Annotated in this window: 20 protein-coding genes and 3 pseudogenes; 13 read left to right on the top strand and 10 right to left on the bottom strand. The window is 34.2% G+C overall.

Annotation, left to right across the window (positions count from 1 at the left end; all coding sequences use genetic code 11):
* The first annotated feature begins 155 nt into the window (after positions 1-155).
* From IPP61_18010 to IPP61_17955, 12 genes are all read left to right on the top strand, one after another.
* A complete protein-coding gene (locus IPP61_18010; protein ID MBL0327028.1) occupies positions 156-1247 on the top strand; it encodes a glycosyltransferase family 4 protein in 1092 nt (363 codons plus the stop codon).
* A complete protein-coding gene (locus IPP61_18005) occupies positions 1244-2227 on the top strand; it encodes a flippase-like domain-containing protein (protein ID MBL0327027.1) in 984 nt (327 codons plus the stop codon). Before IPP61_18010 ends, IPP61_18005 begins: the two co-directional genes overlap by 4 nt.
* 764 nt (positions 2228-2991) lie before the next feature.
* A complete protein-coding gene (locus IPP61_18000) occupies positions 2992-4314 on the top strand; it encodes a hypothetical protein (protein ID MBL0327026.1) in 1323 nt (440 codons plus the stop codon).
* Positions 4315-4506: 192 nt separating this feature from the next.
* On the top strand, positions 4507-5379 hold the full coding sequence (locus IPP61_17995; protein ID MBL0327025.1) for a hypothetical protein: 873 nt from the start codon (positions 4507-4509) through the stop codon (positions 5377-5379).
* Positions 5380-5441: 62 nt separating this feature from the next.
* Entirely contained in the window at positions 5442-6266 is an 825-nt protein-coding gene (locus IPP61_17990) for an N-6 DNA methylase (GenBank protein MBL0327024.1), read from the top strand.
* Complete coding sequence (locus IPP61_17985) at positions 6203-6682, top strand: hypothetical protein (GenBank protein MBL0327023.1); 480 nt, start codon at positions 6203-6205, stop codon at positions 6680-6682. Before IPP61_17990 ends, IPP61_17985 begins: the two co-directional genes overlap by 64 nt.
* 41 nt (positions 6683-6723) lie before the next feature.
* Positions 6724-7530: a three-Cys-motif partner protein TcmP gene (tcmP, locus tag IPP61_17980; protein MBL0327022.1), complete on the top strand. Its 807-nt coding sequence runs from the start codon at positions 6724-6726 to the stop codon at positions 7528-7530.
* 124 nt (positions 7531-7654) lie between these two features.
* Positions 7655-7840: a hypothetical protein gene (locus IPP61_17975; GenBank protein ID MBL0327021.1), complete on the top strand. Its 186-nt coding sequence runs from the start codon at positions 7655-7657 to the stop codon at positions 7838-7840.
* 5 nt (positions 7841-7845) lie between these two features.
* Positions 7846-8559, top strand: a complete 714-nt coding sequence (locus IPP61_17970; protein MBL0327020.1) for a phage Gp37/Gp68 family protein — start codon at positions 7846-7848, stop codon at positions 8557-8559.
* A 124-nt stretch (positions 8560-8683) separates the two neighbouring features.
* Positions 8684-9430: a hypothetical protein gene (locus IPP61_17965; GenBank protein MBL0327019.1), complete on the top strand. Its 747-nt coding sequence runs from the start codon at positions 8684-8686 to the stop codon at positions 9428-9430.
* Between the two features lie 442 nt (positions 9431-9872).
* A complete protein-coding gene (locus tag IPP61_17960) occupies positions 9873-11570 on the top strand; it encodes a DEAD/DEAH box helicase (protein ID MBL0327018.1) in 1698 nt (565 codons plus the stop codon).
* Positions 11560-13632, top strand: coding sequence for a hypothetical protein (locus IPP61_17955; protein ID MBL0327017.1), 2073 nt, complete (start codon positions 11560-11562; stop codon positions 13630-13632). The genes IPP61_17960 and IPP61_17955 overlap by 11 nt, the downstream gene beginning before the upstream one ends.
* A 203-nt stretch (positions 13633-13835) precedes the next feature.
* On the opposite strand, the gene IPP61_17950 is transcribed toward IPP61_17955, so the two are convergent.
* The gene (locus IPP61_17950) at positions 13836-14246 is read right to left on the bottom strand and encodes a thermonuclease family protein (protein ID MBL0327016.1); all 411 of its coding nucleotides are present in this window, start codon (positions 14244-14246) and stop codon (positions 13836-13838) included.
* A gap of 90 nt (positions 14247-14336) precedes the next feature.
* On the opposite strand from IPP61_17950, the pseudogene IPP61_17945 reads away from it, so the two are divergent.
* Positions 14337-15142: pseudogene (locus IPP61_17945) on the top strand (hypothetical protein).
* Between the two features lie 593 nt (positions 15143-15735).
* Here IPP61_17945 and IPP61_17940 read toward each other — a convergent pair.
* The 9 genes and pseudogenes from IPP61_17940 to IPP61_17900 form a co-directional block, all read right to left on the bottom strand.
* Positions 15736-16158 carry a hypothetical protein gene (locus tag IPP61_17940; protein MBL0327015.1) on the bottom strand — a complete coding sequence of 141 codons (423 nt, stop codon included), beginning with the start codon at positions 16156-16158 and terminating at the stop codon, positions 15736-15738.
* 705 nt (positions 16159-16863) lie between these two features.
* Positions 16864-17076 (bottom strand): hypothetical protein, encoded by a 213-nt coding sequence (locus IPP61_17935; GenBank protein MBL0327014.1) that lies wholly within the window; start codon positions 17074-17076, stop codon positions 16864-16866.
* 104 nt (positions 17077-17180) lie between these two features.
* Positions 17181-17711: a hypothetical protein gene (locus tag IPP61_17930; protein MBL0327013.1), complete on the bottom strand. Its 531-nt coding sequence runs from the start codon at positions 17709-17711 to the stop codon at positions 17181-17183.
* A gap of 2 nt (positions 17712-17713) precedes the next feature.
* Entirely contained in the window at positions 17714-18091 is a 378-nt protein-coding gene (locus IPP61_17925; GenBank protein MBL0327012.1) for a hypothetical protein, read from the bottom strand.
* A complete protein-coding gene (locus tag IPP61_17920; protein ID MBL0327011.1) occupies positions 18078-19370 on the bottom strand; it encodes a hypothetical protein in 1293 nt (430 codons plus the stop codon). Before IPP61_17920 ends, IPP61_17925 begins: the two co-directional genes overlap by 14 nt.
* Positions 19371-19618: 248 nt before the next feature.
* Positions 19619-22518 (bottom strand): annotated as a pseudogene (locus IPP61_17915) (DEAD/DEAH box helicase family protein).
* 4 nt (positions 22519-22522) lie between these two features.
* Positions 22523-23419, bottom strand: a complete 897-nt coding sequence (locus IPP61_17910) for a KilA-N domain-containing protein (GenBank protein ID MBL0327010.1) — start codon at positions 23417-23419, stop codon at positions 22523-22525.
* A 34-nt stretch (positions 23420-23453) separates the two neighbouring features.
* A complete protein-coding gene (locus tag IPP61_17905) occupies positions 23454-24701 on the bottom strand; it encodes a hypothetical protein (protein ID MBL0327009.1) in 1248 nt (415 codons plus the stop codon).
* A gap of 30 nt (positions 24702-24731) precedes the next feature.
* A pseudogene (locus tag IPP61_17900) lies at positions 24732-25426 on the bottom strand (site-specific DNA-methyltransferase).
* Position 25427: the final 1 nt, after the last annotated feature.

Here is a 25427-nt window from a genome sequence, read left to right as displayed (position 1 = left end):
ATTAATATTTTCAAGCTTATTTTTTAATATTAACCCAATGTTTTTTTAGTGTTAAATTTATGTAAAGTATTGAATATTAAATAATTATTAAGCCTTTGTGTTTTTGAAATATTTGTAAAACTATTGATGTTATTTTGATAAGTTTAATAGAATTTATGAAAATACATCTGGTTTCATCTACAGAATTTATGACACAAGGCACCGGGGTGCATTCGGCTTTTATGGGAATGCAGAGCCTTTTAAAAGAGAAAAACGACATTGAGGTGATCACCAACGGGCAGGGCAAAGGAGATATTTTTCATTCACATTCTTATGGTTTGTATTATTTTCTAAAATCAGCAAGTTATAAAGGCAGGCGAATACACACGGTACACACTACTCCTGATACGGTAAAAGGCTCGGTGATTTTTTCCGGCATGATTTTGCCTTTTGCCAATCTATACTTTAAAATGGTTTTCAATCATGCCGATGTCTGTATTGCCATTTCGCCTATGGTCGAGTCACGATTGAGAAAATTGAAGGTTAAATCCAGGATTTTCAGACTTGATAATCCAATAGATTTTTCAAAATGGCGTCCGGAATCTGATTACAGAGAAAAAGGCAGAAATATGCTGGGAATTTTGCCTCATAAAAAAGTGATTTTGGGCGTAGGACAACTTCAAAAACGAAAAGGCGTAGAAGACTTTTTGGAAATAGCTGAAAAAAATCCGGAATTCGAATTTGTTTGGGTAGGTGGCAGACCTTTCGGTTTGGTGACCGAGGGCGTGGCCCGGATCAATCAAAAGATTGAAAATGCTCCGGGCAATGTTCATTTTGCAGGTATGATTTCACAGGAAAACATGCCATTGGTCTATGCTGCAGCCGATGTTTTATTGTTTCCTTCTTATCAGGAAAACTCCCCACTGGTACCTCTTGAAGCCGCTTCTGCCGGCTTACCGGTGATTTTCCGTGATTTGAAAGAATATGAGCTTCTGTATGAGAATGAATATTTGAAAGCCAGAACCAACGAAGAGTTTTCACTGATCCTGAAAATGCTTTGTTCAGATGCTGAGTTTTATAAGATTGGCACATCCATTTCATCAAAATTAATAAAGCAATTTGATAAGGATTTTATTCGTGAAAAATTACTAAAACTTTATACTGAGGTTTACAGTGGGGTTTATGCAAGAAAATCCCGGTCCTCGTTTGTCAAAAGGATAAAACTGAAAGCGGCTTTCTCTTCCGGAACATTTGCCAATCAAATATGAAAAAAAAGATTCTGATTCTGGCATTTTCCACGATTAGTATCGGGATATTTTTAAGTATAAATCCGTTTTCAGAAATCCTGCCGAAACTCAGGCAGGTAAAGCTTAGTTATATTTATATCTTCGTTGTGTTTGTTCTGATTGAGCATATCTTCAGGGCATTAAGATGGCAGATACTGTTGAAGAATTCTCATCCGGGTGTCAAACTGTTTCCTACTTTCCTGGTCCTCTTGATGAGTTTTTTTTCAAATATATTTATACCTCACTCCGGAATTGTTACGCGACTAAGCTACCTTAAGAAGTTTTACAAGTTTCCTCCCACAGTCAATTTGGGAACCTTTATCGCCGAAAAGACAGGGGATTCGCTCATGGTTGTTTTATTGCTTAGTCTTACATTTTTTTATTCCGGTTTTTCGATAAATAAGGTTGTTGATATTACTCATTCATCTCAAAATTTCCTTCTCATTTTAACGTTGGTAATTTTTACCGGGTTTTTAGTATTTGTTTTGGTAAAAACCGTTTTGAAAAAGCAATTTTTAAAGCTTCAAACCCGTGCAAAAGAATATGCCCGGTCGGTTTGGTCGGGTTTTCATGGTCTTAAAGACCGGAAAAGTTTAATGCTGTTTTCGGTATATACATTGATTATCTGGTTTTTATATTTGTTTACTTTTAATATCATGTTTTTGTCGGTGGATATTGTTCCTGGCAAAACTTGTTTGATCAATACTGCCTGTATTGGTAATCTCAGCTGGATTTTTCCTAGTCAGGCGGGTATTGGTGCGTATCATGTGGCAGTTTCCACCTCATTACGGTTTCATGGTTATTCGGCTTTAGACAGCTCATTTCTTTCGGTATTGACCCACTCCGGTATTTTGTTTACAGATTTCATTTTTGGTCTCTCTTCTTTATTAATTACTACATTTTGGTCTTTCCGTTTTTCAAAACCAGCCATGCAGGAAACTATTATTGCAGTTGCTGAATAAATATCAGACTTCGATTTTCTAATGAGTTTTTAGCTCGAAGGGCAAAATTGGTGGTCACCATTCAGAAAAAAGCATACCATTAATATTTCATTAGGCAAAAGTCCTTGCAAAGATCAATAAGAATTAACCGTTCATACACTTAGACATTGCTTCGGAACCCAATATTTTGAAATTGGGACCGGTTTGAGAAATATCCAGGCATTGCCTGGGCAAAACAGTTTAAAACGACTGAAATTTATACGCATATTAATACAAAAGGAATTGGCTGGATTGTTATTCCAATGGATAAACTAAAACTGAAATAAAAATTTGGATTTCAGTACTTTAGACAATATATTTGAATACGAAAAAAATAAAATTCAAAACACAAATAATCTCATGAAAATATTACCGAAACTCAGCGAGACTCACAATGGCTTCATTATTAGAACATTAATTTCAAAATCAATAAAAAATTAATAAAGATATTACCGAAACTATGAAAATGAGTTTCGGAAACATACTCGTTACCGCCAAGGTTAAAAAAACAACGACAACGGTGATAACAAATGACTGAAAAACAAAAAAAAGAAATCCCACCCACATTCAGGCACATTTGCAAGCCCCACCCACGAGCGACGCTTCGCTTGCAAAAGAGCCTTCATTTTGCCGACGCACCCGAGCCCACCCACCACCCTTGATAACTAGTTGACAAAATCTCAGGAAAACCCACAAGAAAACAAATCAAATACAGTATTTTAGCCTGATAATATAAGAATTACGAAATGAAGTTTTTAATACAATCACCGAAAAAAGCACTAAAAGCATTTCTGAAGCAAAGACCTTCAGAAAGTGAAAGAGACAAGTTCAAAAAGAACTTGATTTCTCTTTTGGATAAGATTAGTATTATTGAAAAACAACCAAAAGACGAGAGCGAAGAGCATCTTAAAAACAATATTCGTGATTTCTTACGTGATACTTTTTACGTTGAAACGAATGCCATAAACACCAAAGACAAAAAAGACTTAGTTATACATACGGGCAAGACAACGGACACCGATGTTGCTGTTATTATTGAAGCAAAAAGACCCTCGAATGTTAAAGAAATGGTTACTGCCGACAATGCGAACAAAAAAGCATTGCACGAATTGATACTTTACTATTTAACTGAGAGAAATGGAAACGAAAACATTCAACTAAAACAATTAATTATTACCGATGTAAATCAGTGGTATATTGTTGATGCTAATTACTTCGATAAACACATTTACAGAAACACTCAGATACGTAAACTATACGAAACCAAAGTAAATGATAAGAAAGACAATCCTTGGTTTTATGAAGAAATTGCAAAAATTATTACAAAACTAGAATTGGAAATTCCTTGCGTTCATTTTGATATTCGCAAGTATGATTCAATTCTTCGCAACGACCAAACCGATGACGACAAAGAACTAGTTGCATTATACAAAATATTATCGCCACAGCATTTATTAAAAATTGCGACTCCCAATGACAGCAATACACTAAATAGCGGTTTTTATAAGGAATTGCTTCATATTATCGGGTTGGAAGAAGCAAAAGAAGGAACAAAAAATGTAATCCGTCGGAAAAAAGAAAACAGAAATGTCGCTTCTCTTATTGAATTGACAATCGAATCCCTCAAAACCGAAGATACATTTCACCGCATACCCGACATAAAAATATATGGTGAGAACAAAGAAGAACAAACCTTTAACATTGCATTAGAACTTTGTATTACATGGATTAACAGAATACTTTTCTTAAAGTTGCTCGAAGGACAACTCATTTCATATCACGGAGGCAACAAAGATTTTCGCTTTCTGTATTCGGAGAAAATCCACGATTTCGACGAACTTTTTAAACTATTTCATAAAGTTTTAGCGGTAAACATTCCCGACCGCACCGATGCAAACCAAAAGAAATATAGTCTTGTCCCATATCTAAACAGTTCCCTTTTCGAGATTAGCCCGTTAGAAGACCAAACAATTAAAATTAATACGCTCGAAAACGACGGTGAATTAGAGATTATTGGTTCAACAATTCTAAAAGAAATCAAAAGAAGGCAGACAAGCTGCCTACGTTAGCTTACTTATTTCAATTTCTTAGATGCCTACGACTTTGCAAGTGAAGGCACAGAGGATTGGCAAAAAGACAACAAACAACTTATAAATGCTTCGGTACTTGGTAAAGTATTTGAGAAAATTAATGGATATAAAGATGGTTCTATTTTCACTCCTGCATTTATTACCATGTACATGTGTCGCCAGTCTATACGGTTGGCAATTGTAGACAAGTTCAACGAAGCACTTTCGGGCAAAGACGATAAATTATTTGACAAGTTCGACGATGTTAAAAACTACACTTCTCGTCATTTCAAAACAGACGAAGTTCTTAAAGCTAATGAAATTGTAAACTCACTCCATATTTGCGACCCTGCCGTTGGTTCGGGTCACTTCTTAGTTTCTGCACTTAATGAAATTATAGCTATAAAATCGGAACTGGGAATTTTAGCCGACGAAAAAGGGAATAATCTAAGCGGATATGAAATCGATATTGTAAACGATGAATTAATTATTACCGACCAGCAAGGCAATCTTGTAGAATATAAAATAAACAACGGAAAACCAATAAATAAAGAAATTCAACGATTGCAAAAAACGCTTTTCCACGAAAAGCAAACCATTATCGAAAACTGCTTGTTCGGTGTCGATATAAACCCAAAATCAGTTCTTATTTGCCGTTTACGTTTGTGGATTGAACTTTTGAAAAACGCCTATTACAAAGAATCCGATTACAAGGAACTTGAAACACTACCAAATATTGACATAAACATAAAGTGCGGTAATAGTTTATTAAGCCGTTTCCCATTAGATGCCGATTTAAGCAAAGCCCTTAAAAGCATTAAATACGACATTAAGGCTTATCGAGGATTTGTAAACGATTACAAAAACGAGAAAAACCGAGAGGTAAAACGAGGCTTGCAACAGATTATAGATGCCATAAAAACCGATTTTAAAACGGAAATCATTAAAACAGGTAAAGATTTCATGAATTGGTATAATGCAAAGGGAGAACTCGATAATCTTACCATGCAAACCAATATGTTTGAAAAACACCTGCCGAAAAGAAAAAATTTAATGAAGACGTAAAGGCTATTACCGAAAAAATAAAAAAATACGAAGCGGTATTAGATGAAATTAAAAACAATGTTTTGTATAAAAATGCTTTTGAATGGCGTTTTGAATTCCCGGAAATCTTAAATAATAAAGGTGACTTTGAAGGGTTTGATGTAATTATTGGAAATCCACCATACATTGACATAAAAGGGCTAGAACCAAAATTTGTTGATTTATTATTTTCTAACTATGTGACTACTGAAAATAGAATGAATCTGTATTCTTTGTTTATAGAATTAGGGAGTCGGATTCTAAAAGATTGTGGTCAGTTCAGTTTTATTAATCCAAATTCAATACTAATGAATTCCTCTTATTCAAAAATCAGGAATTTAATATATAGCAATGTTAGTGAAATAATCAAACTCCCCGATAATGTATTTAGTGAATCTGATGTTAAGGTTGAAACTATTATTTTATCATTTGTTAAAAATAAAAAAAATGAAAATCTTAATGTTATTCAATATAAACATGATGAAAATGTAGATTTTATAAATTCAAATCTTACTCAAGTTCTATCAAAAGAAATATGGAACGCTTCCGAAATAAAATTCAATATTTACTTAACAAACGAAATTCAAAAAGTTCTAACTAAAGCCTTAAAAAACACTATTCAATTAGTTGAAATTGCTGATTTTACTCTAGGAATAACTCCTTATGATAAATATAAAGGTCATACGGAAAAACAAATAAAAGAAAGAGCGTTTCATTCTCAAACTAAAATAAATAATGAGTATAAACCAGTTATAACAGGTGAAAATATTCAACGATTTTATATTGATTCTACCCCAAAGAATATATCCGTTACGGTAAATGGCTTGGAGCACCTAGAGACGAAAAATTCTTTACGAAACCTCGTGTAATAATTCGTCAAATTGTTTCCGGTAATCCGCTTAGAATATATGCTGGCTATACAGAAAATAGTTTATATTTTTCGCAAATAGGTTTTGCTGTAATACCTAAAAATTGTGAAAAAAATAGTCCAAAATATCTTACAGCTATTCTAAACTCAACTTTGCTAAATTTTATTCATAAGTTCTTATATCTTGATATTGAAAAAGAATTGTTTCAAAAAATTCTTATTGAAAATTGCAAAAAACTCCCAATAAAAAACATAGATGCAAAAGCACAAAAACCATTCATCGATTTAGTTGACAAAATAATAGCCCTCAAAAAAGACGGTAAAGACAGCATTAAACAAGAAACCCAAATTGATGAATTAGTATACAAACTATATGATTTAACAGAAGAAGAAATAAGAATAGTTGAAAATAATTGAAATTATTTTCAACTTCAATATTAAGATTAAAAACGAAGTATATGGCAAAAAACATTAACAAAAAACCTTTTGATGAGGCTACAAAATTAAAACTCGACATTTTTAGAGAGTGTTTTCGTGAATGGTTGCCCGTATTTATACATAACCCTTATATTGATAGAATTTTTATTTACGACTTCTTTGCCGGAAGTGGTTCTGACATTGAAGGTACACCCGGTAGTCCCATAATACTACTTGAAGAAGCAAAAGGCGAAAATTGCAAGGTTTGTAATTCAGTAAAAAACAAACAAATAGTTTTTGGTTTCAACGAATTATTAGACGATAAGAACAAAGAACTCGAAACCTCAATAAAAACATTTGTTGAAAAGTGTATAAGTCAAAATTGTAAAGAAAAGGATTGTCAATATAAACAGCATATCGCTAAATTGGAGTTTAAAGATGCTTTCAATAGCGATAACTTCAAAAAAATATTGAAGAATGATAAAATTGCAAAGTTCATTTTATTAGATCAATACGGCTTTAGTCAAGTTGACGAAAACATATTTAAAGAGTTGGTCGATTCCCCTAAAACCGATTTTATTTTCTTCATTTCATCGTCTTTTATTCAACGTTTTCGAGAGCATGAAAACACAAAGAAACACATAGATACTTCAAAAATCGACTTCGAGAAATGCACACCCAAAGAGCGACATAGGGTAATTGCAAATTACTTTAGAGGCTTAATTAATAAATCCGAATATTATATTCATCACTTCTCAATAAAAAAAGGTGCTAATCATTACGGTTTAATTTTCGGTTCAAGTCATTCCTTAGGGATGGAAAAATTTTTAAAAAGTCTGTTGGGATAAAGATATTTATGCTGGAGAATCGAGCGACAATATTAATAATGACTATGTAAAAGGTTCATTATTTCATAATCCCGACGAATCATTTAAAAAAGAAGAGATTCGAGCAAAAATTAGAGAAATGATATTGAACAAAGAAATTACAGACAATATTTCTGGTTTCAAATTTACCCTTTCTCAATTATGTCAACCAAAGTTATTTACAGAAGTTGTAAAATCATTAGAAAAGGATAAACTAATAAAAAGAGTTGGCGATTTGAATTATCAAAGCGTTAATATTCATGATTGTAAGTTATATAAAATTGAAACATAAAATAAATGGCATCAACAAAAATAGAATGGACAGAAAGTACTTGGAATCCAATTACAGGTTGCGATAAGATAACATCGGGATGTAAATTTTGCTATGCCGAAATTATGACACGCCGTTTACAGGCAATGGGGCAAGAAAAATACAAAAACGGTTTCGAAGTAACATTGCATCCCGACACATTACAAGAGCCATATAACTGGAAAAAGCCTAAGATGATATTTGTAAACTCAATGAGCGACCTTTTTCACAAAGATGTCCCCATTGAATATATACAAAAGATTTTCAAGGTAATGAAAGAAAATCCCCAACACGTTTTTCAAATACTTACTAAACGTGCCGACATACTTAATTACTACGATAGTGAGGGTTGGCTCGATTGGAGTCACAATATTTGGATGGGTGTAACGGTCGAAGATGCAAACGTAATGAAACGCATCGACCAATTGCGAACTACAGGAGCAAAAGTTAAATTCCTCAGTTGCGAACCCCTTATTACCGATTTACCTAATATGAATCTCCAAAATATTGATTGGGTTATTGTTGGGGGTGAAAGCGGTAGAACACCACGCCCGATAAAAGAAGAATGGGTTTTGAATATCAAAGAGCAATGTAACGCACAAAAAACAGCATTCTATTTCAAGCAATGGGGCGGTACAAATAAAAAGAAAAACGGTCGCTTACTCGAAGGTAAATCGTATAGCGAAATGCCAACAATATAGATACGGTTGTGTGCTTGTTGAAATAATGTTTAAAAGATTGATACACAATATTTCGTATTCTCAGCGTTATAATTGACTTTTGATTAATAAACAACACAATTTTATAACCTTAAACCTAAACATTATGGCAAGTACATCTGAAACAGGACACGCAAAAAACGTAGCAAACCTCGACCAGCTAATTTCATTTGTAACAGGATACGGAGCAACCTACAATCCCTCGAAAGCATCTATCAAATTAACTGCATTGCAAACCCTTTCAACCAATGCAAAAACAGCACTTAATGCAGTAAATGCCGCACTTCCTGCATACAGCAACGCAGTAGCTGCACGAGAAGTAGCATTCGAGCCATTGAGCAAACTCTCTACTCGTATTTTAAATGCACTTAAAGCAACCGATACAACAACACAAGTTGATGAATCGGCAACAACCTTAGTTCGCAAAATACAAGGTAAACGTGCTACCCCAAAACTTACAGAAGCTGAAAAAGCAACTGCAAAAGCCGAAGGAACAGAAACGAAAGAAGTTTCATCATCGCAAATGAGTTACGATAGCCGTTTAGACAGCTTCGACAAACTGATAAAATTATTGACAAGTATCACATTGTACGCTCCCAACGAAGCAGATTTGAAAGTTACAGCGTTGACAACCTTATACAACGATTTGAAAACGAAAAACACCGCAGTACTTACGGCAACCACACCGTTGAGCAACGCCCGAATTTCTCGTAACGACATTCTTTACAAAGAAAACGTAGGCTTAATTGATATTGCTTTTGATACCAAAACATACATCAAGTCGATTTACGGAGCAACAAGTCCACAATATAAACAAGTATCGAAGTTACAATTTAAAGCAGCGAAACTATAAATAGAAACAGACATCATCGGAAAGGAAGTAACGTCCCACTTTTTAGAAAAAGCCTTTAGCATTTAGGAAGTAACGACCCGCAAAAGGAAACAAGCGTACGCAAAAGAATAAACCTTCCGCATTTAGGAAGAAACGATACGCAAAAAGGAAAATATCTTCCGCCGATAGGAAAAAGCAAGCCGAAAAGAAGAATAAGCGGTCTGATAAATGGTAGCAGGCCTCCGCACAAGGTCAAGCACATTTGCAATTCGCACAAATCCTTCCCGCAATCCAAAAATTGCAAAAGAGCTTGCCCTTTTCCCCTCGCACGGTGATAAGTACTGCTAACTTGATACGATAAAAAGACAGAATGAAAAGAAACCCAGGCGGTAACAAGCGGTCATAAAACAGAGCGGGGGCAGTGGTAAAGTGAGCGTTACAGCTCGTTGCAAACGTCGTCTCGGTGGATAAGATACAGCTTCGAAATCCGCTCCGTTTCATACCGCCAGCCGTTGGGCGACATTATAAAAAAAACTGCAAACAAAAAGACTATATGACATTTTCAGAATTCTACTCTAATAAAACAATTAATATTTTAACTGACCAAAGTGCAGGAAGGACAAATCAAATATTTGTGCTTCTCGGACAAACAGAGTTAGTTGACAAATTCAATCTTATAGACAACATAACGGACGTTGATACTTTTCATTTGAATGGAAATGAGGATTTATTTGACAGAAATTGGTTTACAAACGTTTTTACAAAACTTAATTCTGAAAAACAATTTCATCTGCTTTCTTATGCTCAATTTAGTTACTTGATAAACTATATTGACAGTTCTTTTTTTAAAGACAGAGTAATTATTATCCAAGATAATTTAAGACAACTCTTTCCGATAAGCAAAAATGAATATTTGGAAGAAAGTAGTGATGAAAATATCGAAGCAAGACCCGAAAAAATCCCTATTTATCAAGCAGAACAGATACAAATTAAAGATTATTACTTTTATTCTGTAAAGACATTGAACGATGACTTTACTACTATAAATCTTTTTGAAGAAAAGACAGAACTAATTGAATCTGACAATTCCGATTTTGAAAATATTGATATTAGTTCGGATCAAACTGCATTAGACTTCTTTTTAAATTCTTGCATTTTAGAAAACAATCTTCAAAAAAATGCTATTGTAAAAATCTATCCCAAGCAGCCAATTAATAGATCAATAATTAAAAATGTTGAAAAGGTAAATTACGTTTTAAATCTTTTCGGAGGTTCTTTATTCCTTCTAAAAGAAGAAATAATAAAAGAGGACTATCAAGTTAATCAATCTACAAATGATTTGCTTTTAAAATATTGGGGAGAAAAAGCAGAATTCAGAGGTTTAAAAGTTTATCGAAATCCCGATATAGGAAATCAAGTTTCTGAAATTTCACAAGGCTTAATTGTTGAAACAATAATTAAGGAATACGAGAATTCAAAAAGAAATAAAAAAACAAGAGATTTATTTTTAACTGCACCTACCGGTGCAGGTAAATCTCTTCTTTTTCAATTGCCAGCATTTTACGTTTCTCAAAGTGGCGACATTACTATTGTTATTTCGCCATTAATTGCATTAATGAAAGATCAAGTAAATGCAATTATTACAGATCGTAATTTTGATAAAGTTGCCTATTTGAATAGTGAATTAAGTTTAATAGATCGTGAAAGAGTTATAGAAAATTGCCAAAGCGGAGAAATTGACATTTTGTATATGTCGCCTGAACTTTTTATGTCTTACGACATTAAACATTTTATTGGCGAAAGAAAACTTGGCTTATTAGTAATTGATGAGGCTCACTTAATCACAACTTGGGGAAGAGATTTTCGTGTTGATTATTGGTTTTTAGGAAATCACGTTAGAAAAGTAAGGAAATATCACAATTTAAGTTTTCCAATGGTTGCAGTAACTGCAACAGCAATTTATGGCGGTGCGAACGATATGGTTTTTGATAGTATGACTAGTTTAGAAATGCACAATCCATACATTTTTATTGGACAAGTTAAAAGAAGTGATATAACATTTGCTGTAAATAATTATGATGGTTTTTCAAAAAATTATTTAACAGAAAAATTAAAACAAACGGCAGAATTTATAATTGAGGCAAATAATCTTGGCTTTTAAAACTCTTGTATATACACCTTATTCAAAACATATTGAAGAATTACTCTCAAAAGTGAACATCAACAATGAAATTATTGCTGTTGGTTATCACGGAAAAATGACTGCCGAACAGAAAAATTATTCATTTCTACAATTCAAAAGTGGTCAGAAAAAAATAATGATTTCTACTAAAGCATTTGGAATGGGGGTAGATATTTCCGACATCGAATTGGTTTATCATCACGCACCTTCTGGTTTATTGCCTGATTATGTTCAAGAAATTGGTAGAGTTGCAAGAAAACCAGAAATTAAAGGATTTGCAGCTTTAAATTATTCTTCTCAAGATCAAAGATTTACAAAAGCACTTCACGGTATGTCTGCTTTGAGGCAATATCAAATAAAAGAAGTACTTAAAAAAATACACAAAGCATACATAAAAAACAATAAAAGCAGAAACTTGCTTTTATCAGTAGATGACTTTGGACATATTTTTGAAAATGCTCTTGATCTTGACCAAAAAGTTTTAACGGCTTTGATGATGATCGAAAAAGATTATTTAGCAAAAACTCGATTTAACGTAATTATTGCAAGACCAAAAAAATTATTTGTTCGAGTTTTTGCAAGGATTTCCGATCAACACTTATCAATTTATAGGGTAAAATACACTGAAACTTTTACACATATAAGCTCTTTAGAAAATGGAAATAATATCATAGAAATTGATTTAGACAAATTGTGGTATCAAAACTTTAATGATAAAAGTTTCCCAATCGTAAAACGTGATTTCTATACAGGTTATTTATTCAGAAACGATGGAATTGAAGTTATTCCACAACTTAAAATGTCATTTGAAAGATTAAATACATTCAACAATTTGTATCAAAGCCTACAATCATTATTTGCAAACATTCAAACCATATTTGCAAATTTTGGAGGTTCGTTTTTCAATCAAAAAGAATTGGAAACAGAATTAAATAAATTTTTAAATGACGAAGTTAAATCGGAAAAAATTAGCAAATTCATTCTTTCGTCATATTCAGGAAGACTAATTCAAACAGGTGTAATAGAAGCAAATGCTTTTTTACAACAACGCAGAGAAATTGATGGTTATAAATACAGAATTTTCAATAACCAATATTTAGCAAGTTTTACAGCACTTACAAAAAGGCTAAATAACTTGTTCGGAAATACCGAAGAATACATTGTAAATCGATATGTAACAAATAAAGAATCTAATTCGATAAATTATGTACGACTTGGATACTTTTTAGAAATGCTAGAACTCGGAACTTTTGAAATTAAAGGTGGAGAAAATCCAATGGTTTTCATTCGTATAAATGATCCATTAAGAATAGAAAGAGATTCAAATAATAACAACTATACAAATACCTTATTGTCAAAAACTTTGGAAAGACATCATTTGAGTAATCAAATCTTTGATCATTTCTTTTTACGCAGTTTTTCCAACGATGAGCGTTGGGATTTTGTAGAGGATTTTTTCCTTGGATCAGATGTTGATATTTTATTGGATAAACATAAAGGTGGCGAAGCAAATAATTTAAACATAATAGAATTTTTAAAAAATAATTCCACACCAATTAAAGCTGAAGCAACTGAATTAGATGAAAAAAACAACATTCACATTTTTCATCCAAATTCAGAATCGTTTTACAATAGCACAAATTTATTGACAATTGAAAACGAACAAGGAATAAAAACGATGAAAATTTCAGAATGGTTAGTTGAAGATCCTGTTTCCTTTCATACAGTCTTCCAAAAACACAAATTGAAAATTGACGGAGAAACATTTGAAATTTTGGTTTCAAAACTTAAAGCAAACCATTTTGAACATTTTCGTGATAGCCTTGGACTAAATATGCGAATTAACTTTAAAGGTTATGACAAACAAGTAAAAGCAAGCATTCCTTACAAGGAAAAACCTGTTGAATTTTACAAATGGTGGTGCGACAACAAAGATCAAGTGACAATGAAATTTCAAGAAAAATTAATTCTATTTGACAAAGTATTTATGCAAAAACCGAACGTATTAAAAGCCGAACATAGAAAAATAATAAACAAATAAAAAATAACGATCGCCCAACAGCACCTTGTCACAAGTAGCTTTATAATGTATTGAAATACAATACTTTGTAAATGTTATACCAAATTAGGTACAACATAGGTACAACATTTCAGAACTTAATTTTTTACCAGTTTTGGACTATCGAAAATAGCCCTTTTTGCTTGATTTTAGCGGTGTTGCTCAATTCTTGATACTTTGGTAGTTCAGAGCAAAAAAAGCGATTGTAGGGCTTCAAAGCCTTCTGCAATCATTATTTCATTTAAGCATCTGCCATCAGGCAAATATACATAAGCCAATGTTCTGCCATAAGCATCAATTTGGCTCTGCTCCTCCTGGACTAATGTGATATTTGTTTCGGGTGGTACAACACTAATCATAAATTTTTGAGCCTTTCTTCCAAGCTCCATTAATAACTGCCCTGCAATATGGGTTTCTCTTTCATCCTGTTTCAATTTATTGCACATTCTTAATTCCGGTGCATCAATCCCCAAAAGCCTTATTTCCTCTTCTTGCTTGTTGAATAAATTGGTTACAATTATTCCATCACCATCTACCACTTTGGCAACTTTTAGGTGTGTTTTAATAATTGCCTGTTCTTTTACGTTTAAATACATTGTTTTGCACTACATTAATAGTTGATAGTCAGTAAGTTATGGCGTAAATTTACACTAAATTTATTTAGTAAAAAATTAAAAAATAACATTATGGCACGTCAATCAGGACCATTAAAGTACAAAGGTACTTTAGGCGATATTCGCCACTTTAAAATCAAAGGTTTACAAGGCCACTTCGCTGGCTTAGTTGGGGACGAAATGGTGAACAAGTAAAAACTGCACCTGAGTTTGAAAGAAAAAGGGAAAACATGAAGGAGTTTGGAGGCTGTGCAGCAGCTGGAAAATCAGTTCGTGTTGGATTGGCTCAATTGATGAAACAAATGAGTGACCCGCAGCTTACAGGCCGTTTAACGGCTATCATGAAAAAAATCAACTTGGAGGATTTAACCGAAGCAAGGGGTTACAGAGCCATTTTGATTTCAACTCAATCACAGTATTTAAAAGGGTTGAATTTTGATAAGAATGTGAGTTTTGATAGTATTTTCTTTTCTCCTTTCACTCTTACAAATACTCCTGCTCGTGATAGTGCAACTTTAACTGTACCTGCTTTCAATCCAGTTAATTTTGTAAATGCTCCTGCTGGTGCAACACATTTCAAATTGATTAGTGCAATTTCAGTTATTTCTGATTTTGAGTACAATGATACTTCTGGAATTTATGAGCCTATTGATCCTTCATTAAATGAGCTTTCAAATGTTGCTTATTCAAATTACATTGATTTAGGTGCTCCAGTAGCATTGCCAACCACCATCACAAGTACACTTCCAGGTTCTCCTGTGTTGACTGCTGATGTGAGTGTTTTGAATTGCATTGGTATTGAGTTCTATCAACAAGTTGGTGTAAATTATTACTTGTTCAATTCAGGTAATGCATTGAAAGTACAAGACATTTTCTAATAACTTTACAGGGTTATCGAAAAAAGGAAGCCTCACCAAATCGGTGGGGTTTTTCTTTTTGCATCAATTTTCACTATGATGGCAATCATATTGCCTTTACCCTATCCTTATGGTGGGTTTATGGTCGAAATGAGAGCAGCAAAGCCCTAAAAGGGCAATGCTGAAAGCTCACGAACACCTGATGGATAGCACCAAACGAAACAACCACATGGAAGCCGATAAACCTTGATGCCAAAAACTGGCTGATGGGCTAACGATGACCTGCGGATATAACGCTGATAGGCAAAAGGTGAAAGCTGCAAGTGCTGATGGATGACCTGCTGAGAGAAATGGCAACCTGCCTAACTGGCTGCCTGCTGAAATACGTGGATGATTTTGCATAATGAAATAATTTATATGCTTCTCTCTGCAAGGGCGATAAAAAACCAAAAGGAAACGGAATAAATGAAAGCCTTGTGCGGTGGGTCTGTGTTTATGCCGTAGTCTTTTGGGTTTTTTAATGTTGGCTTTGTGCGTCTGCCCCCCTTGCTATCTTTGCATATAAATTTTTTATGGTGCAAAAGCATTTCCCCAGTTTATGGCAGCCATTACGGCTACCGTTTGAAGTACCGGTGCATCATTGCTCTTTTTACATCGGCTAATAATGCTAATGTTTCGTACATCTGTTTTTCTTTGCGTTCAATCAGCTTCACTTTTTGCACATCGGTAGCAAAAGCCAATTTATTTTTACTGACTTCTTCCGCTTGGGTTTTGATGGTGCTTTTAAAATCATCAATACGGATAAAAGGAATAACAGAACCAACAAGGAACTGATGAAAGTGCTTTGCCTTCCATAATCCGAAAGAAAGGGTTTTGTAAAAATCCATTTCATCGGAATTTTTGCAGGAAATTACAAAGCAATTTGGGCAAGGTTTTTCAAGTGGTTTGCCACTGTTTAATCCTTTGCATAAAATGAATACATCAAAATCGCTTGTTTGATTTTTTGGGTTGAATGTGTGAATTTTTGGACTGTGCATAATACTTGCTTTTCGTTTCGTTATTTCAAAATGTATTCAGTATTTCAAATTCTAATCAATAATTGTATTCAAAATGGTTGTAGTATTTTCTTATTCTTATAGTGATAATCAAGATGTATTCAGTGCGTTGGATTGGGGCTAACAAGTCGCAGGAAAAATAAAGCATACCAAAATTGAAGTGCGGTAGGAAAAAGCAAGTGTGGCGATTGAACGAAACGGACCCATAGCGTTGGGTATGGAATGGAGCAACATTCGGCTACTTATTGCGTGGGCTGAACTTTGCGAAAATTGCAAACCTTGCAAAGTTGCATTTGTGTAATGGCAAGTAGCCGGAGTTGCGGAATGGAATATTGCATGGGGATTGTGTAGTGTGGCGAATGAGCCACTCTTGCTGTGGGGGTGCTGAGGTGGGTGAAATGAATGGAAGCGTAATGTAGTGGAAGATCGTGAAGCGATAGCGAAACGCTGTAACGAAATGGAGCTGTAATGAATGAACCTACCGCAAGCACATTGGCAATAGATAAACTTATGCTTTACTTATCCCCTGCACCGCTAAAAGGGTGGTGGGGAATTGTGGTTTTCGGGCAGTGAAGCAGGGTTGCGGAATGGCTTTGTGCGGCTACTTAACATAATGTTATTATGGGACTTAGGCTTGTCCCGTAGCGTAGCGAAGCCCTGTGGTATGTACCATAATGCCACATTATGTTAATGTAGCTTTGGGTTGTTTTTTCTGGCACAAGTGGGTACGGTGGTGGTGGTTGGAGTACCTACGTCTTTTTGCTTTGAGGGTTGGCAAGGCTCTAAGCCACCGCAGGCACGAGGATGGCTTTGTGCCTTATGTGCGTTGGGTTGCAAAAGTGTGACAGAAAAAACAACAGAAGGGTTGGCTGTGCGGAAGCCTAAAAAAAGACCGTGCAAGCCCTGAACGCTTCATTTTAAGTGAAGGGCGGGGATTTTTTTAGGCTGGGGGAAAATCCCTGCGGAACTGCCCGTTATTAAACTCGTGGCTCTGCCACACCGCTTTATTGTATTGGTTCGTATAAGGTATTTAACCAAAGTGCTTTAGCTGAGGAAACTTTTACTTGAAAATCTTCAATGTCGGTTTGAGTAAATTTTTTTTCGTCCAGACTACTTGAAAATAAATCTTCTAAATCTAAAAGAGAATTTTGGAGTTTATTACCTGTATCAGGATAACGATGGATAATAGGTGTTACAATGTCGCTATCAAAAGTTCTTTTTATTTTTTGAAAGTTGCCAATTTCTGAACTCTTCATAGAAATATAAGAGTTATGAGGAATTTCCTGCGAAGCAGCTAATAACTTGCAAGATGATATATACAAATCAACTGTATACAAAAAGAATGTATCTATTTTTTCCAATGATGGGTCAAGCAATACTTTATAGTACCAAGTTCTTTCAATTTCACGCTTACGAATAAAATAACTTAATATACGCTCAATACCAAATAACAGGACGACAACTACAGGGCTAATTAATGGAATATATTCTTTCCAATTGATAGAATTAACTTCTTGAATACAACAGGTCTCCATCTTTATTTCTTTTTAGAAAACAATGATTTAAAACTTGACACTGGATTTAATGAGTTTACAGCATAACGCTTACCATCTTCCAAATTACTTATCAAAACTTTCTTGGTTGCATCATCTTTTGTTACAAACTCAAAACTGTATTTTGAATCAAAACTATCAACCCCTAATGTTTGATAACTTTTAAAAAGAAGCCCTAAATAAAAAGAAGGATTGAATGAAGTTGTATCATCAGGTAAAGAAAATACAACTATTGAATCTTTATTTGAATCAACACTATCAAGTTTTAACTTTTCACGAACAGCTTCCCCTTGAGGACGTCCTGTAAAAATGGTTGATTTACCACTTTTGTAGTTGCTTAAATCTATTTTAATTATTTCCATTACTTTCTAACTTTTTTTGAATATGAGCTTCGTTTAAACAAAATTTGACGGAAAGAATTGTGCCAGGGAATTTGTATTTCAAAGGCAAAACGTGCTTGCTATCTGGCGGTTTTGTAAGATCATTTTCAGAGTTCAAAGATAGTAAAAAACTACCATCTTCTGATTGAAAAGGCCTGTATCTATTATTGCATAAAAGCTGAGTTGAACCACTTAGGATTGAAAGTTGAGGTGATAGAGCACGTTCAGTATTTTCATAATCACCTATTGAATAAAACAATTTATGAATGTCATAGTGCCTGTACCTTCTTTCATCTTGAAATTTTAAACGACTAACCCCATCTTGTAATGCATAAAGGGTAAATAAATTTTCTTTTGAAAAAGGTATTTTCCCCAAATTATTATAATTGTCATTAAGAAATGAATAAACGTCTTTGTTGTTTATTTTAGTCTGCTCCAAACCTTCATAAATTGAAAAGCCAAAATTCATAAAGCATAAATTTAGAATGCCTACATTCTCGTCTGACTCACTATTATCAATGTAATAATTTGCAGTTACGTAATAAGTATTCATAGGACTATGGTCTTCGGCATTGTTTAAAATCTCACCAATCATACTTCCTAATGTGCCCTTGCCATCTGGAGTTAAACTGTAACCATTATACATCAAACATTTATCAATATAGCTGACAATATTTGTGCCTATAATTCCTTTTCTGTTTTCTAAATAATGCTTTTGTGATTTAGAACCTTTTATGTAGCCTAAAGTATCTATTGGTTGCAGGCCTTTCTTAACTGAAACTTGCGTTATGTATCCACAAAGAAACAAATCAAGATTAACTGACTGTAGTTTAGATTTTGTAATTTTAAATTTAGCTTTTGATGAAAGTACAGATAACCGCTTATCCAAGCCCAATAAGTCATTGCTTAATTCAAGGCGTAAAATTTGTAGCAAGAACAATGCAGACTGGTCAACTACTTGACAATTTGTGAAATCAATTTCAATTTCTTTACCAACATTTTTCCAAAGCGAGTATATAATATCCTTTACTGTTTCAATAGTCTTGTCATAATTATCACTCAGGCTAAATTCTTTAGGTATTGGTATTGACAATTTGCTTTTTTCACTCCCTGTAATGAAATTATTATCAACAAGATAACTATATAACGGAGATTTAAAAGCTGTTACAATTTTTTTATCTACAGAGACTCTGAAATTTTGCTCTTTATTAAAAACTGAGCCCAAACCAAAATATGTCCGTGGTTTTCTCAGGCGTTTCAATCTCTTTTTTCTCGTTTACGATGAAGCAAACGTTCTCTGTAAATATTAGGTTTTTTCATCTACAGATTAACTTGAAATTGATACCATATACCCCATAAAACAAATAAAACCCAATAGACCGATAATTTGCCACCAAGGGTAAATCTTTGTGTGGTTGGGTGAAAACATCAAGCATATCATACAGGAGAACGAATACCGAAGGTTTCGTTCAATACGCTGTATGGGTGTATATCTTGATGCTCTTTTCATTATACTTCTATTGAACTTGTTACTACATCAAAGTTTGCTCCGATGGCTTCAAAATGCTTTCTGCCACATTTGATTTTATCTGCTTCGGAATTGCGGAGCTTCTCAAAGTTTTTGGTGCTCTTGGTTTCTCTCACTAAATAGATTGTATCATCATTGTGCTTTACTATTGCCCAATCGGGATTGTATGTGCCTATTGGGGTTTCTACTTTAAAGAATGATGGTAGTTTTACAAATAGCTTTATATCTTCTCTTTTGTCTAAATCTTCTGCAAACTTTCTTTCTATTTCACTATCATAAATTACTCTGTCAAATACCGAATTTTTAACTGCCAAACATTGTTCAAAGTAGTCTTTTAATTCTTCTTCTCTGAATAGCTGCATACTCCATTCTGTTTGCCCTGTTGTCAATTTTTCATACTTTATACCATCAATCATAAGCCTGTGCAATTCTCGGTTAATAATGGCTGCTATTGCATCCATAAACTTTGAGGATTGATGGCAAATTCTGCAATACGATTGCTTTCAGAAAGAATTTTAACCAATGTGGAACGTGTTAATTCTGTTTCCTTTTGCAGATAAGCTAAAATATCTGGTAGATTGCCTGAGTATTCTAATTTTATTTCGTTTGCTTTTGTATTGGTTGTTGTAATACCTTTCTTTTCTACTCCAATAATATCTTCACGGTAAGCAACTTTTACTGGTTCTATTTTTTCCATTTCCTTGATGGTTTTAGTTGCGTTAGCAATTAAAACATCTGTGGAATAATCTACTTGGTAGGTTGTTCTGTGCTTAATTTTATTCCAAAGGTTTTCAAATTCAGGGTCAAGGAAAATCTGTTTATTAATTTTTAAACGCTTGGGTTCTTCGTCTTTTTTGATGTGTCTTTCTAACTGATAGGATTGAAGTACCGTAATAATATCACTTTCTTTTTCTGCAAACTTTTCTGATAAACCTAATGAAAATCCTTCTTTAGAAGGATTGAATGTAGTTTGTATTTTACCGTTGTTATCAATAAAACCTTTGCTTACTAATTCTGCCCAAATATTTTCGCTTGATGTTCTGCCTAAGGCAACTTCTTCTTCACCAACTGTTGCTGTAATCTTTGCAAAGGCTATTTTTGGCACTTTACCAAAGGTAACGCCACAATCTTCTTCATATTCTTTTTGTAAGCCATTTGCAAAATCAGCATAGCTTTCTCTTGCTATTACAGTAAGTTTATTTATACTATCGTCTTTTACTCTTTCTCCTTCGCTGTTTACTGGTAATCGTAAGCCTCTACCTAATGTTTGCCTTCTTTCTTTGGTGCTGCCTACTTCTCTCAAAACACAAATCTGAAACACATTTGGGTTGTCCCAACCTTCACGAAGTGCAGAGTGTGAAAAGATGAATTTCAATGGCTCGTCCATTGAAAGTAATTGCTCTTTGTTACGCATAATTTTAGCGTAGGTATCATCATCTGCCTGAGTGCTTCCGTTGGTGTCTTTAAGCACTCCTTTTTTGTCTGCTGAAAAATACCCATCGTGTAGCTTGTCAACAGCAAAAACAGCTAACTCTTGGTATTGTGGCAACTTGATTAACTCGTTGTAATGATGTTCAAATAATTCAGCATACTTGCCTTTGGCAGGTTTGCCTTCTGCATCATAAATACGGTAATTAGCAACCTTATCTACAAAGAACAAACTCAATACTTTTATCCCTTTTCCTTTAAGCTGTAATTCTTTGTCAAGGTGCTTTTTGATGGTATTTTTGATTTGTACTTCTATCAGATCATCTGTAATACCACCCCTTTCTTGACCTAAATATAAACGACCTGATGTAAAGTCTATAAATTCATTACCCGGTTCGCAACTGATGTCTAATACTTCAAAACCATTTCTGTATGCTTCTCTCTCATTGGATAAGGTGTATAAATCTGCGTTTTGCTTTACCCAAAAATCTTTCTCTTTTACGCTACCCCTGTCTTGTACTTGTACTTTTATTTTTGCCTTGATACCGCTTCTATTATCAACTTCCAACAGTTTTATGTAAGCATCATTTTGAGCATTAGTGCCAATAACAGAAGCAACTACAATTTGTTTTACCAAACGTAATTCATACGCCTTGATAGGGTCGAGTTTGTAAATAAGGTTGTATAAGTTTTTGTGCGTAGCAGAAAAACGAAAAATACACAATGGGTTCAAAGATTTGATGGCTTCCTGTGCTTTTGGCGTATTGTCAACACTTTGAGGTTCATCTATCAATACAATGGGGCGAACTGAATGGATAAAGTCTCTTGGGCTAAAACCGCTTAATTGGTTGCGTTCCTGATTGAAGATATTTGTTTCCTTATTGAAAGCATCAATATTGATAATCATTATCTGCAACTGGTTGCTTGTGGCAAATTGCCGAAGGCGATTTGCTTTCTTACTATCATACACAAAATGCTCAAACTCGATATTGTTGTAAAGAGCCTTGAAATGGTCTGCTGTAATTTCAATGTTTTTTAGTGTGCCTTCTCTGATGGCCACACTTGGCACTACTATGATAAACTTTTTGAAACCATACTTTTGGCTTAACTCAAAAATGGTACGCAGGTAAACGTAAGTTTTACCTGTGCCTGTTTCCATTTCTACTGAGAAATTATTGCCATAGTTTTTAAATTCTTGTTCGGAAATGGGGTCTAAATCGTTTCTCTCCTGAATGTTGTGCAGGTTTTTCAGAATAGTATCTTCATCAATAGCCAAATGGTTACCAATACCTAATTCTGTTTGAATGGTGCTTAACTGCTGACCTATTTCGGCTTTTGCGTTGATTTCTATGGTATAATCGCCTTGGTTTAATGGTTGACCATCAAACAAATCAATAAAGCTGTTTACAGCTTGTATTTGATACTCTTGGGTGCTGTCGAACTTTAACTTCATAAGGCTATTCAGGTAATTGGTTTTGAGAGCCATCTTCCAAATAAATATCTGGAGATGATTTTTTGATTGATTTCAAAAAATCTTGTTTGTTCAAGATTTCCAATTGATACCTTGCTATTTCGTACAACTTTTGAAAACGGATATTTCTCGCTATACCGTTTCGCATCATATCGGCATTTGCCGATTCTAAATTAGACATCACAGCTAACTCGTTTATACTGGCAATATCTCTGATATTCATACCCTGCAAGGCTAATTGTGGATTGGCTTCTCGCCATTGTTTTGCCGTACACTTAAAAAGGGCAAGATTGAGCACATCTGCTTCTTCGGCATACTCTAAACTTTTTTTAGCTTCGGGCAAAGTGGAATGGGGAATGATGTAGTCTTTTACGGCATCTGTTTGGATGGTGTAGTTTACCTTACTCAAAATCCTTTTTACGTTCCATTCTAAATTATATTGATTGCTTTCAACTTCTTTGAGCCTTTGATACTCTTTAATTAAATATAGCTTGAACACAGGGCTTATAGCTGACCCAAACTCAAAGGCAATATCCCTATGGGCATAAGTGCCACCATACTTGCCCAATTTTACAAGTAGTCCAGTGGCATTTGTGGCTTCTATCCAAGCCCCAGGGCTTAAAACAAAACTGGGCAAACCTGCCTGAGATTTAAAGTGGTCAAATTCGACCACTTTAAAATTTGGGTTGTTCATTTGCTCCCAAACGCCTAAAAACTCTAATGTGGAACGTGTTCTAATCCAGTTCTTTATGATGTCTGCTGCTCTTGCTTCTCCTTCTTTGGCGTTTGCCATATCGGTTAAGGAGATGTAGTCCATTTCATTAATCTGTGAAATGGTAATGTCTATATTTTGAACCTGTATTATTTTGTTTTGCTTGCTCATACTGTTTATTTTAATTATGGCGATTTCGCCCTATTTAAACCGTTCTAAAGTTTACAACGCCTTTGCTTTTCATTATTTGAACTGCATTGGTTTTTAGTGCATCTGCATTTTCTCCTTTGAAGCCTTCATCTAAGCAAATAACCCTTGTAGGCTGCATTTCTGCCATTGCCTTGATACAATCGTGGGTAAGTTCTTTTTCTAAACAGATAAGCAATTGCCCTTCGGCAATGCTGAACACTGATAACCCTGCCAAAGTAAGTTTTTCTATTGGGGTGGTAAGTTGGAAACCTGATTTTAGCAATAACTCATACAAAATAGCTTCTTGCTCTGCTTCGGGAGAAATGTGCTGAATATGCTCAAACAATTTGGCTTGAATAACTTCCGGCTCTTTTTCTAAGGCACTGTCCCAAATTTTGAAGTTTGATTTTGAGAGTTTGAAAACTTTGAAGCCGAGGTCTGGTTGAACTTCATTTATGTTTTTTGATTCAAAGTTCAGTTGGCTTTCTTTCTTTTTATTTTTTATTTCAATGGCTTCCTTTAACTTTTCAGCAACTCTCTTTAGTCTTTCTTTACCTATGTCAGTAATTGTTTTGAAGCCCTTAGTAAAAGCTTCACTTTTCTCATCATTAAATTCAGGTATTTGAACACATATAAATTTAATCTTAGAGCTATTCTCATAGTTTAAATCCATAACAGCATTGCCAGATGTTCCACTACCAGCAAAAATATCTAAAACAATATCATTTTCTGTAACTCCAGAAATTTTCATTAGATATTTTAGTAAAGAAACAGGTTTAGGAAATGAAAATGGGATTTGAAGTTTTTTTAAATCTTCAGTTCCATTCCTGTTTAAAAACCCTTCAAATATATCTCTTGGTAAATTACCACTTTCTAATTTCTCCTTCAGGTAGCTTTTGGTATAAATATTCCAATTTGCCTGTTTGCCATTCTCGTCAATTAATGGCGACCTATTTGTTTTTTTAAATACAATTAAATTTTCTTTCTCTTTAAAGCTATCATAGTTCCAACGCCATACGCCATCTCCATCAATTGGTCTATCGGGAGGAAAAGTACTTCCAGGCGGAATTACTTTTTGACCATCGGGACAGGTTATAAAATATCTCTGGTTGGGTCGCGTTTCGAGAGTAGTTAGATAAAACGCTATATCATCCCTATAAAATTCTCCTTTTCTTGGGCCTTCTGTCTCAATTTTTTTAAATTGATCAGAATCAACATCATCCTTGAAATTTTCTAATTCAACTCTATTTTTAGCATAACACAAAATGTAATCTTTACTTGGTGCAAAATGATTTCACCTGAAGCTGGTAGTTTTTGCAACTCTTGAGATATTAGCAATAAAATTTTCAGCACCAAAATTTCATCCAATACAGATTTCAAATTGTATAATTCATTATCGTCAATAGAAATAAATAAAACACCGTTGGTGCTGAGTATATTTTTAGCAAGAAAAAGCCTTGGATACATCATATTCAACCACTTGCTGTGAAATCTTCCATCAGTATCCGTGTTTGTTCCAAATTTCTTACCATCAGCATCTACTTGACCTGTATATTCTAAATAAGTATCTAAACTCTCTGAGTAATTATCGGGATATACAAAGTCTTTCCCTGTATTATATGGTGGGTCGAAATACATAAACTTGATTTTCCCCAAGTAGCTTTTTTGCAATAGCTTCAATACTTCCAAATTATCGCCTTCAATGAATAGGTTTTCTGTTTTGTCAAAGTCCACACTTTCATCACGAGCAGGTATAAGGGTAGCAATGCTGGGTTGCTGTATGGTTTTGAAACAGTCGGCTTTGCCTGGCCAATTCATTCCATAGCGTTCTTTACCAACATCAATGCTTTGCCCTAATGTGAGGCGTAGTTTATCCCAATCTACTTTCAGCCCTTCGGTGAATGCTTCAGGAAAAAGTTCCTTTAACTTTCTCAATTGCTCTTCGGCTATATTCATTGAGGTGAGTTCTTGTTTTTGTATTTCTGACATA

This window comes from Cytophagaceae bacterium, from assembly GCA_016722655.1.
Lineage (GTDB): Bacteria > Bacteroidota > Bacteroidia > Cytophagales > Spirosomataceae > Leadbetterella.
The sequence above is the reverse complement of the archived record's forward strand: the minus strand, read 5'-3'. Positions and strand labels throughout refer to the sequence as shown.